10 protein-coding genes are annotated in these 10940 nt (G+C 68.5%); 9 read left to right on the forward strand and 1 reads right to left on the reverse strand.

Going from position 1 to position 10940, the window contains the following annotated elements:
- Window positions 1–279 precede the first annotated feature (279 nt).
- Genes ABT106_RS01755 through ABT106_RS01765 form a run of 3 tightly spaced genes read left to right on the forward strand, consistent with a single transcriptional unit; the run spans window position 280 to window position 2674 of the window.
- Window positions 280–1947 (forward strand): asparagine synthase-related protein, encoded by a 1668-nt coding sequence (locus ABT106_RS01755; protein ID WP_351270751.1) that lies wholly within the window; start codon window positions 280–282, stop codon window positions 1945–1947.
- On the forward strand, window positions 1944–2207 hold the full coding sequence (locus tag ABT106_RS01760) for a lasso peptide biosynthesis PqqD family chaperone (RefSeq protein ID WP_351270754.1): 264 nt from the start codon (window positions 1944–1946) through the stop codon (window positions 2205–2207). Before ABT106_RS01755 ends, ABT106_RS01760 begins: the two co-directional genes overlap by 4 nt.
- A complete protein-coding gene (locus ABT106_RS01765) occupies window positions 2204–2674 on the forward strand; it encodes a lasso peptide biosynthesis B2 protein (protein WP_351270757.1) in 471 nt (156 codons plus the stop codon). Before ABT106_RS01760 ends, ABT106_RS01765 begins: the two co-directional genes overlap by 4 nt.
- Here ABT106_RS01765 and ABT106_RS01770 read toward each other — a convergent pair.
- Window positions 2628–4082 carry a carboxylesterase family protein gene (locus ABT106_RS01770; protein WP_351270759.1) on the reverse strand — a complete coding sequence of 485 codons (1455 nt, stop codon included), beginning with the start codon at window positions 4080–4082 and terminating at the stop codon, window positions 2628–2630. The two genes, ABT106_RS01765 and ABT106_RS01770, sit on opposite strands and share 47 nt — an antisense overlap.
- A 267-nt stretch (window positions 4083–4349) precedes the next feature.
- Here ABT106_RS01770 and ABT106_RS01775 point away from each other — a divergent pair, with 267 nt between their 5' ends.
- The 6 genes from ABT106_RS01775 to ABT106_RS01800 form a co-directional block, all read left to right on the forward strand.
- Window positions 4350–5618, forward strand: a complete 1269-nt coding sequence (locus ABT106_RS01775; RefSeq protein WP_351270760.1) for a cytochrome P450 — start codon at window positions 4350–4352, stop codon at window positions 5616–5618.
- Window positions 5619–5642: 24 nt separating this feature from the next.
- The gene (locus ABT106_RS01780; protein WP_351270761.1) at window positions 5643–6917 is read left to right on the forward strand and encodes an LLM class flavin-dependent oxidoreductase; all 1275 of its coding nucleotides are present in this window, start codon (window positions 5643–5645) and stop codon (window positions 6915–6917) included.
- A 5-nt stretch (window positions 6918–6922) separates the two neighbouring features.
- Entirely contained in the window at window positions 6923–7885 is a 963-nt protein-coding gene (locus tag ABT106_RS01785) for an LLM class flavin-dependent oxidoreductase (RefSeq protein WP_351270762.1), read from the forward strand.
- A gap of 6 nt (window positions 7886–7891) precedes the next feature.
- A complete protein-coding gene (locus tag ABT106_RS01790; protein ID WP_351270764.1) occupies window positions 7892–9079 on the forward strand; it encodes a CaiB/BaiF CoA transferase family protein in 1188 nt (395 codons plus the stop codon).
- Window positions 9076–10182, forward strand: a complete 1107-nt coding sequence (locus ABT106_RS01795) for a phenazine antibiotic biosynthesis protein (RefSeq protein WP_351270766.1) — start codon at window positions 9076–9078, stop codon at window positions 10180–10182. Before ABT106_RS01790 ends, ABT106_RS01795 begins: the two co-directional genes overlap by 4 nt.
- Window positions 10183–10233: 51 nt before the next feature.
- Window positions 10234–10940: alcohol dehydrogenase catalytic domain-containing protein (locus tag ABT106_RS01800; RefSeq protein WP_351270769.1), on the forward strand; the 707-nt coding region annotated here is incomplete at its 3' end.

The raw sequence follows: 10940 nt of genomic DNA on the forward strand, positions 1-10940 counted from the left end.
TTTGCCAGTGTCGTGGCCGGAAGGGGGTGCCGAACCGGTGGACCGTTCCGGCCACGGCACCAGCGAAAACCAAGCGGAAGCGGAGTGGTGGTGGGCTCTCCATCCAGAGGCGACAGGCGACATCCGTGGTTCGTGATTCTCCCGGACCGAGACGTCCCGCCCGAAATCGTCAGCAGATTGCAGGCGCGCGCGGAACGGGTCATCCCCTACCCCTCGCAACGGCCCTGGCTCATGGGCAGCCGGGGCGAGATCGACTGCGTCTGCACTCGCGGAGACAGGATGCTGGCACTGATCGGGACGCACTCCCTCTCTTCGGGGGAATTGTCTTCCCGGATGAAAAAAGTGAACCGTGTCAGCGATATCGAGCATGCGCTGGAGGGCGCACGTGGAAGCTTTTCCGTCGTGGGATCATGCAGGGGAACGGGATATGCCCGGGGTAGCGCATCGGGTGCTCGAAGGATCTATCACACCTCGATCGACGGCGCCACCATCGGTGCTGACCGGGCCCGCACTCTGGCCTGGCTGAAGAGCGCCGAAATCGACAGGGAACAGCTGGCTGCCAGAATCGCTTTCCCGGTCCTGCCGCATCCGGTCGCGGGACGTTCCATGTGGACGGGAGTTCATTCCCTGCCGGTGGAAGAATCCCTCACCGTCGAACGCGATGGAAGCCACAGGACAGCCACCTGGTGGCAGGCGCCTCCCGCCGAGCTGACACTGGCCGAGGGATCCGCGCTGCTGCGGGATGAATTGCGCGCGGCCGTCTCGGCCCGCCTGCGCCCCGGCGAACTCCTCGGGGTCGATCTGTCAGGGATGGATTCCACCTCGCTCTGCTACCTGGCAGCCGAGTCCGGCGCCCGGCTGGTCACTTCCACCGTGCGCTGGAGCGCTCCGGGGAACGAGGACCACGCTTACGCGCTCACGACTCACGAGCGCCTGAAGAATGCCGATACGTTGCTGTTTGAGTCAGGGGACTTGCCCGGATTCTTCACTGGGATGGGGATTCGTCACGAACCATCTGACGAGCCTTTCGCGCTCCAGTGGGACAGAGCGTCTTCGGGCAGGATCTCCCACGCGATACGTTCCCTCGGAGCGTCCATGCGCCTGAGTGGACATGGCGGGGACCATGTCGTACAGCCTCCTGTTTCCTATCTTCGCCACGTACTCCGCGAAAATCCTTGGACCGCGCTGCGTCACGTCTCCGGATGGCGTGCGCACAATCGGTGGAGTCTAAAAGCGACGGGCCACCTTCTTCTGGACCGGCGTCCCTACTCCACGTGGCTGGCCGAGGCGGGTGGACGCCTGCGCGAACGCGATGCTCTGGACGAGACTCCAGAGCCCTGGGGATATCGCCCCCAGCTGCCGCCTTGGGCGAGCGATGTGTCCGTCGAACTGCTCCGGGGCCTCTTGAGGACCGCTTCCCACGAGGTCGAGCCGCTGGCACCCGTTGCATGGCGGCACGCGTGGATCAAGCACGTGCAGGAGGCGGGTGCCGTCGCCAAACTCCTTGCGCACACGTCGGATGACGAGGGTCTGAGGATCGAAAGCCCCTACTGCGATGACGGGGTGGTCAACGCGTGCTTGTCGGTGCGCCCGGACCAGGCACGTGCCCCGTGGTCGTACAAGCCCTTGCTGGCCGCCGCGATGCGTGGAATCGTTCCCGAGACGCACCTCCGACGGGAATCAAAAGACCACTGCGGGCAGGAGTGGTTCGCCGGCCTGCGGTCACATCAGCGAGATCTCGCCTCTTGGGTCGACACCTCACTCCTGGTCGAAATGGGGATCGTCGATCGAGAGAACATGCGTCGGGCGATGCTGAATCCCTATCTGCTGAGCGGCGGAGCCGCTCAGCTCAACAACACACTGGGGGCGGAAGAATGGCTCCGCGATCTATCCGCCTTCCCCACCCCCCGGTACATGGAATCCAGCCACAAGGAGGTGGGATCATGACGTCCACATCCCTCCGGAAGGACATCTCCCTCTGCTCGTCTGATGACGGCATGGTCATCTTGGACGAACGCACCGGGCGATACTGGCAGCTCAACATCACCGGCGCCAGGATCCTCTCCGGTCTGCTCGCCGGCGCCACCCCGCAAGAGGTGTCAGCGCAACTGGCTTCCTCCCATGACGTGACGGAAGAAAGAGCCTCTGCCGATGTGAGATCGCTGCTGGAACAGCTGGCCGGCGCAAAGATAGTGAGCGTGTCATGAGCCCTGGCCAAACGCTTCAGAGCGACTCCCTCACACCCTCCCCCGGCAGACTGCCGCTCGTCATCTTCGCCGTCGCGCTCTCCCGCGTACTGGTTCATCTGCGGCCCCGTCGCCTGCGTGCGGTACTGACGTTCATGAGCCGGGGAGCGAAAGCCGCAGATTACGAAGCGGCGTTACGCGCTCGCCGCCATGTCGTCGCCGTCAGCACGCGCTGCGCCGGCCGCTATTGCCTGGACCGTTCCATCGCGACGGCGGTGCTGTGCCGGTTGGGTGGCACCTGGCCCACCTGGTGCACCGGAGTCATCACGTCTCCGTTCGCCGCGCACGCCTGGGTGGAAGCGGAGGGACGTCGGGTGGGCGAGCCGGGAGAGACGGCCGCGTACAAGATCATGCTGTCCGTTCCCGCGCACGGCTGGCCGGTCAGGGCAGCGGGCCCAGACGCGTTCCGCCCGGACCACCCGCGGTGATCCACCTCGCCAGGGGGGCGTGCGGGCTGTAGCCCGGCCAGGACGGCCGGCCGTGTCCGGCCAGCTCGATCAGGCCCTGCTGCACGTCAGCGATGGCGGTACGGTCCTGCGCATCGCCCGCGCTGCCGTGGGCGTCGCCGAACAGGGCCGCGGTGTCGGCTCCGTGGACGGCTCTGCCCGCCACGGCGGGATTCCCCGCGAGATGTGAGGTCGTCGGGTGGTAGTCGAAGACCTGCGCCCAGCAGGTCCCACCCGCGCCGTGCACCGTGGCCAGCAGACGTTCCATCGGCTCGTAGTAGAGGGTCCGGGAGAGGAACGCCAGCTTCTCGTCATGCGGGGCGTGACGCCCCGGACCGGCGAGCGCGGCGCACTTGTCATCGACCGCCGGCCCGGCAGCCAGATCGAGGATCCTCGCCTCGTCGGAGGTGACGGACAGGAGCAGCGGAACGCCCGCGGCGCCGCCCCGCGCCAGGCTCCGCAGCGCAGACTCCGGGACGAGGTCTCCGTCCACCACCGGCTCGTACTGGAGCGGGCCCGCTCGGAGGGCCTTGAGGTGGATGTGCCGGAGCGCCACGTTGCTGAGCCGGCGCAGGTCGGCGGCCGAACCGACCAGTGAACCGGCTGCGTCGAGGAACCGTTCGGCGGTGGCGAGGGCCTGCGCGGGCTCGATCGTGTGCTCCGCCGTACCGCTGTAGACCGCGGCCTTGTGGAACAGGCCCCGGGCCGCCGGGACGCTCAGGAGAGTGGCCACGTCCGAGCCGCCGGTGGACAGTCCGAAGATGGTGACGTTGCCGGGATCTCCGCCGAATCCGGCGATGTTGTCCCGCACCCAGCGCAGCATCAGCAACTGGTCGCGGACGGCGAGATTGAGACTGTCGGCGAACTCCGGGTCCAGCGTGCCCAGGTGGAGCCAACCCCACGGGCCCAGACGGAAGTTCGCCGAGACGACGACGACGTCGTGCCGGGCGGCGAGGGTCCAGGGGTCGACGGTCGGCATGTTTCCACCGACCATGTGCCGACCCGGGTGGAACCAGACCAGGACGGGCTTCGGGCGGGAACGGTCCGCGTGTGCCGACCAGATGTTGAGGTTGAGGCACTCCTCGCTCTTCACCGCGTCCGGGTAGAGCGGACTCCACCGCCCCGGTGTGGCGGCCATCGGCACCTGCCAGCTGACCGGCCCCCACTCCCTCGCGTCGACCGGCCCCGCGCGCGTGGCCGCCACCGGCGGACGGAAGCGCTCGGGGATCCGCCCGTAGGGGACACCCCGCCAGTTCGGCACCCCCCGGTCGAGGAACCCGTGCACGTCACCGGAGCTGGTCCCGACCACCAGCGCGCCATCGCCGTCGGGTGGATCGTACGTCGTCCCCACGGCGAGCGGGCTGGGGAACTGACGGTCGGTGAACGACAAGCGACGTGCCTCCCTCCGAAGTGGCGCCGGTGGTGATGACCGGACATCCCACCCCAGGACCGGATTTCTTCCGGGCCCGGGGATCCGGCGGAACACGGCGGTCTCGATGCGGCCGTCAGTATTTACCTATACGCGGCCCCGCATTGTGAATTGAACTTTTGTTCACGTTTACTTGGAGTGTACGAAGGTTCACTTTACGCCGGTGATCCGACCGACTAGTAACTGATGTGACGTTCCCCGCACCAGTCGGTCGACCCGAGGATGAGAATGCCCGATACAGCGCCGGAAGTTGACTTCGACCATCACTCGGCGGAGTACGCCAGCGACCCGTGGGCAACGAACATCGCCATGAACACGCACTGCCCGGTGGCGCACAGTGCTCATCACGGCGGCTTCTGGCTCGTGACCGGCTTTCAGCAGGTCTCGGAGGTGGCGCATCAGCCCCAGCTCTTCTCTTCCGCCCATGAACTCCCCAACAAGCCCGGCCGGCCCCAGGGCACCGTGGTGCCCGCGTCCTCGTTCCGCGGGCTCCCGCTGGAGATCGACCCGCCCGAGTTCCTCGAGTGGCGCAAGGCGCTGAACGGCTTCTTCTCGCCGACCGAGGCTCGCAAACTGCGGCCGCGCATCGCCCGGTACGCCGAATGGTGCGTCGACCAGCACATCGAGAGCGGCGAGATCGATCTCGTCATGGACCTCTCCAACCCCGTACCCGCACTGATCACCCTGGACATCGTCGGGCTGCCCATGGACGACTGGCGGCTGTACGCGGACGTCGTGCACGCGCTGGTGTACACCCACCCGGGCACACCGGAGTTCGACCGTGTGGAAGCCGGTTTCGCGCAGCTCATCGAGACCGTGCGCGAGCTGATCCCGAAGCGCCGGGCGAACCCGGGGAACGACTTCATCAGTTTCCTCACCCAGCTGGAGATCGGCGGGCGCAGGATCTCGGACGAGGACATCCTGGCCACGTGCAACGCCGTCATCCCGGGCGGAGTGGACACCACCACGGCACTGCTCGCGTCGACGCTGGACCACCTCGACCGCAACCGGGCCGACCGGCGCCGGCTGATCGAAGCGCCGGAACTGATCCCGGGAACCTGCGACGAGTTCCTCCGCTACTTCACGCCGGTGATGGGCGCCGGGCGGACCGTCATGGAGGATGCCGAGATCGGCGGCTGCCCCGTCAACGCGGGCGACCGGGTGCTCCTCTCGTGGGCCGCCGCGAACCTCGACGCGCGGCTGTTCCCCCAGCCGGACCTCATCGACCTGGACCGCGACGCGCGCAGGCAGGCGGCGTTCGGGATCGGTGTGCACCGCTGCATCGGCCGGCACATCGCCCGCATGGACTTCGAGGTGGTCATCGGGGAAGTGCTGCGGCGCCTCCCCGACTACCACCTAGTCGAAGGGGAGGCCGAGCGCTATTCGACGGTCGGCCAGATCAACGGCTATGTGAAGATGCCGGCGCGATTCACACCCGGCCCCCGGAGCGGACCGCATGTGAAGACGGCCACCGAGCTGTTTTCCCAAATGGGCTGACGTCGAGATTCGATAGGAAAGCAAATGGCGCAGCAGGAGAGATTTCTACGGCTCGGGGCCATCATCGACGGCCCGGGCGGGCATATCGCCGCGTGGCGGCATCCGGCGACCCGGGCCGATGCCCAGCTCGACTTCGCCTTCCACCAGAAGAATGCGCAGACGCTCGAACGCGGTCTGTTCGACTGTGTCTTCGTCCCGGACGTGGTCGCCCTGTGGGGTACCGATGTCGAGCACCTGAGCCGGACGGCGCGCAACGAACACTTCGAGCCGCTCGCGCTGCTCGCCGCCTACGCCGCGGTGACCGAGCACATCGGGGTGGCGGCGACGGCGACGACCACGTACAACACCCCCTATGACATAGCCCGCAAGTTCGCCTCGCTCGACCACATCAGTGGGGGCCGGGCCGGATGGAACATCGTCACTTCCGCCGCCCCGTGGGAGTCGCGCAACTTCGGTTTCTCCGATCACATGGAGCACGACCTGCGCTACACGCGAGCCGAGGAGTTCGTCTCGGTCGTGAACCGCCTGTGGGCCAACGGCAAAGAGCCCGTCGAGCACGAGGGCCGGTTCTTTCAGGTCCGCGGTCCGCTCAACGTCCCGCAGCCCCCGCAGGGACGCCCCGTGCTCTTCCAGGCCGGTGCGTCCCCGGTGGGCCGGGACTTCGCCGCCCGGCACGGAGAGGTGCTGTTCACCCGGCACACCAGGACGTCGGACGCGCAGGACTTCTATGCCGACCTGAAGCGTCGCGCGGGTGAGTACGGCCGCGCTCCCGAGCAGATACAGATCTGGCTCGGCCTGCAGCCCATCGTCGCCGGCACCGAGGCCGAGGCCAAGGACCGGCTCCGCGAGCTGCAGGAGCTGATGCCGGACATCGTCGCGCTGCGGGCCTTGCAGGACCAGCTCGGCGACGTGGACCTGACCGGGTATCCGCTCGACGGACCGGTACCCGACCTCCCGGTGGCCAATCACTCGCACAGCACGGCGCAGCGGTGGATGGACCTCGCCCGCCGGGAAGGTCTCACCTTGCGTCAGCTGTCGCTCCGGCAGGCCGGCGACATCGTCGCGGGGACCCCCGAGCAGCTCGCCGACCACATGGAGGAACTGTTCACGCGGGGGGCGGCCGACGGCTTCATCGTCGACTTCCCCTACCTGCCCGGATCCCTGGATGACTTCGTGGAACAGGTCGTGCCCGAGCTTCGGCGCCGGGGGCTGGTGCGCACCTCGTATGTCGACGGAACGCTGCGCGACAACCTCGGACTGAACGTGCCGGGCCACGGGGCCACGGCGGGTAGGAGATGAACGGGATGCTGCTCTTCGCTCAGCTGCTCACCGCCCAGGAGGACGGCGGGCCGGGCCGGACGGCCTACCGGCGGACGGTCGAGCGGGTGCGCTCCGCACAGCGGGTCGGCATAGACGCCCTGCTGATCGGCGACCGCCAGGCCGCCGGCCCCGCCGGCATCGGCGAGTTCGAGGCCGGCACGCTCGCCGCGGCCCTGGCGGTCGCGACCGATGGGATCGGGATCGTCACGACCCTGTCCACCGGACAACTGGAGCCCTACCACGTCGCGAGGCTGCTGGCCACGGTCGACTACCTGAGCGGCGGCTGGGCCGGATGGCAGCCGGCCGCGCCCAGCGACGACCACGAGACCGCCAACTACGGTCCGGGACAGCCGGGTTCGCCTGCGCGCCAGCTGGGGCGCACCGAGGAGTTCACGCACGTCCTGACCGGGCTGTGGGACAGCTTCCAGGACGACGCGTTTCTGCGCGACCGCGAGTCCGGGGTCTACTTCCTCCCCGACCGGCTCCAGGCGCTCGACCACAAGGGCGAGCACTTCGACGTCGCGGGACCGCTCAACATCGCCCGGCCCCCACAGGGGCACCCGGTCCTGGTCCACCGGCTCCTCACGGTCGAGGACGCGGAGTTCGCCGGACGGGCCGCCGACGTGGCCGTGCTCCCCGCCGAGCGGGGGACCGAGGCCGCGGAGATGAGCAAGACCGTCCGGGCAGCGGCGGGCCGGCACGGCCGGGCCGAGACCGACGTACGGTTCGTCCTGGAGGTTCCGGCTGACGGGCCCGACGAGCTGTTCCGGACCGACATCGCCGACGGCTTCGTCCTCCTGGCGCCGCGGGGACCGGCGGACGCCGCCCACAGTGCGGTGCTGGAACGCGCCACAGCGCTGCGGGGAGGCGCCGTACAGCCCGCGGACGGTTCGCTGCGTGACCGGCTGGGGCTCCTGCGGCCGCCGGGCCGACGAAAGGCCGCGTGAGTCCCCGTGCCGCAGACGCGTGTCCTTCCCCTGGCGGACATCACGGTCATCGACATCGCCACCCTGCTCGCCGGACCGTTCGCTGCGGCCCTGCTCGGCGACTACGGCGCCGAAGTGATCAAGATCGAGCACCCTTCCGGCGACCCACTGCGGCGTTTCGGTCACGCGTACGAGGACGTGCCTCTGCTGTGGAAGGTCGCCAACCGCAACAAGAAGAGCGTGGTCCTCGACTTGAAGGACCCCGCGGGCCGCGAGCATTTCCTGCGGCTTGCGGCGCGGGCGGATGTCGTGATCGAGAACTTCCGGCCAGGCACACTGGAGCGCTGGGGCATAGGCCCCGAGGTCCTGGAACAGGTCAATCCACGGCTGGTCCTGACCCGGGTGACCGGCTTCGGCCAGGACGGCCCCTACGCGAGCCGGCCCGGCTTCGGGACGCTCGCCGAGGCGATGAGCGGACTCGCCGCGATGTCCGGAGACCGGGACGGACCGCCGCTGCTGCCCCCGTTCCCGCTGGCCGACGCCTTCACCGGCGTGCAGGCCGCCTACGCGACGATGATCGCGTTGCATGACCGGGGACGGACCGGTCGCGGACAGGTCGCCGATGTCGCGATCACGGAATCGATGATCGGCGCACTCGGCGCGCAACTTCCGGTCTTCGACAAGCTCGGGATCAAGCCGGAACGCGTGGGAAACCTCTCCCACAGCAACGCCCCGCGCAACGTCTACCGCTGCGCGGACGACCGATGGGTGGCGGTGTCCGCCCCCGCGCAATCGGTGGCGGAGCGCGTCATGCGGCTCGTCGGCAGGCCGGACCTGACCGAGGAACCGTGGTTCTCTTCCGGAGCCGGCCGGGTCGCGCACCGTGACGTGGTGGACGACGCCGTGTCCCGGTGGATCGGAGCGCGCGTCCGCGACCAGGTCATCTCCGAGTTCGAGGCGGTGGAGGCCGCTGTGGCCCCCATCTACGAGGTCGACGATGTCCTGAAGGACCCGCACTTCCAGGCCAGGGAGGTGGTGGTCGACGTTCCCGACGACGAACTCGGTTCCGTCCTCATGCAGAACGTGCCCTTCCGGCTCTCCGCCACTCCGGGAAGCGTCCGCTGGGCGGGCCCGCGGCTCGGCGAGCACACCGACGAGGTTCTGGGGTCTCTGGGACCCGAGCCCGCTGAAACAGACAAGGGAAGGGAACCATGAGTGGGACAGCGGAAGACCGGAACTGGGACGTGCTGGATCCCTCGGCCGATGTCGCGGATCCCGAGGAGTACCTTCGCACGGCGATGCGCTGGCATTTCGGGGAGGACACCGGATCGGCGTTCTGGCTCGGGAGGGCGGACCGGCTGGACTTCGACCCGATCGCCGACGTACGCGGCTTCGACGACCTGAAGCGGTTCCCCAACATCGTGGACGAACTGCGGACGGTACCGGTGGAGGACCTCATCCCGCGCGGGTACGGACCCGGTACCGGGGCACCGAGGGTCTTCGAGAGCGGCGGGACGACCGGAGCGCCGAAGCGGGCGATCCTCATGCCCGACTGGATCGAGAGCGCGATTCACCGCATGCTGCACGGACCGCAGTTCGCGGACCGCGAGCCGGGGAACATCCTGGTGCTCACCCCGACGGGCCCCCACAAGATCGGCGGCATGTACGACTACATCGCCGAGCGTCAGAACACCATCAAGTTCTCCATCGACATGGACCCCCGGTGGGTCAAGAAGCTGATCGGCCGAGGTGAGACCGACCAGGCGGCGGCCTACGTCGACCACCTCCTCGGCCAGGCCGAGCACATCCTCACCACGCAGCGGATCGGGCTGCTGGTGACCACGCCTCCCCTGCTGCGGGCCTGCACGCGCCACCCCCATCTCGTCGAACTGATCAATTCCAAGGTCGACCTGGTCTTCTGGGGCGGGGCGCACATGACCGTGGAGGAGCGCTTCGAGTTGCAGCACGACTACTTTCCGAAGGTGCGGATGCTGAGCCGGTACGGCAGCCTCCTGATCCTCGAGAGTGCGCACGAGCGTCCCGGTCTCGGGCCGGACGAGGACATCGTGTACGACCCGCGCAGCCCGGTCGTCACCTTCGGCGTCGTCGATCCGGCCACCGGTGAGGCCGTCCCGTACGGCCGGCGCGGGCAGATCGTGATGAACCACGTCAGCAAGGGCATGTTCCTGCCGAACAACCTGGAGCGGGACACCGTCATACGGGTGGCGGGGCTGCCCGGGCAGATCGGCGACTCCGTGTCGTCTCCGTCCCCGGTCGACACCTTCGGCGGCGAAGCGGTGATCGAGGGCGTGTACTGACCGCCGGTCTCCCCGGACGCCCGCCGACTCCCCCTTCGCCGGAGGCTCAGTGTGAACCACATTCGCGATGCGATCCTCGCATCGGACGGCACCGCGGCCGACTTCGGCGCACTGCCCCTGCCCGATTCGTACCGGGCGGTGACCGTCCACAAGGACGAGACGGCTCTCTTCGAAGGAATGGACAGCGCGGCGAAGGACCCGCGCAAGTCCCTGCACGTCGATGAGGTGGCGGTTCCGGAGCCCGGGCCGGGTGAGGCCCTCGTCGCCGTGATGGCAAGCTCCGTGAACTACAACACCGTATGGACTTCGATCTTCGAGCCGGTCCCGACCTTCGCCTTCCTGGAGAAGTACGGCCGGCTGTCACCGCAGGCCAAGCGGCACGACCTGCCGTACCACGTCATCGGCTCCGACCTGTCCGGCGTCGTCCTGCGCACCGGCGCGGGCGTCAACGCGTGGAGGCCGGGCGACCGCGTCGTCGCGCACTGCCTGTCCGTCGAACTGGAGAGCCCGGACGGTCACGGGGACACCATGCTGGACCCCGAGCAGCGCATCTGGGGCTTCGAGACCAACTTCGGCGGCCTGGCGGAGATCGCCCTGGTCAAGTCCAACCAGCTGATGCCCAAGCCCAGGCACCTGAGCTGGGAGGAGGCCGCCGCCTCGGGGCTGGTGAACTCCACCGCCTACCGTCAGCTGGTCTCCCGCAACGGCGCCGGCATGAAGCAGGGCGACAACGTCCTGATCTGGGGCGCGAGCGGCGG

Source organism: Streptomyces sp. NPDC002044 (genome assembly GCF_040296725.1).
GTDB lineage: Bacteria > Actinomycetota > Actinomycetes > Streptomycetales > Streptomycetaceae > Streptomyces > Streptomyces antarcticus.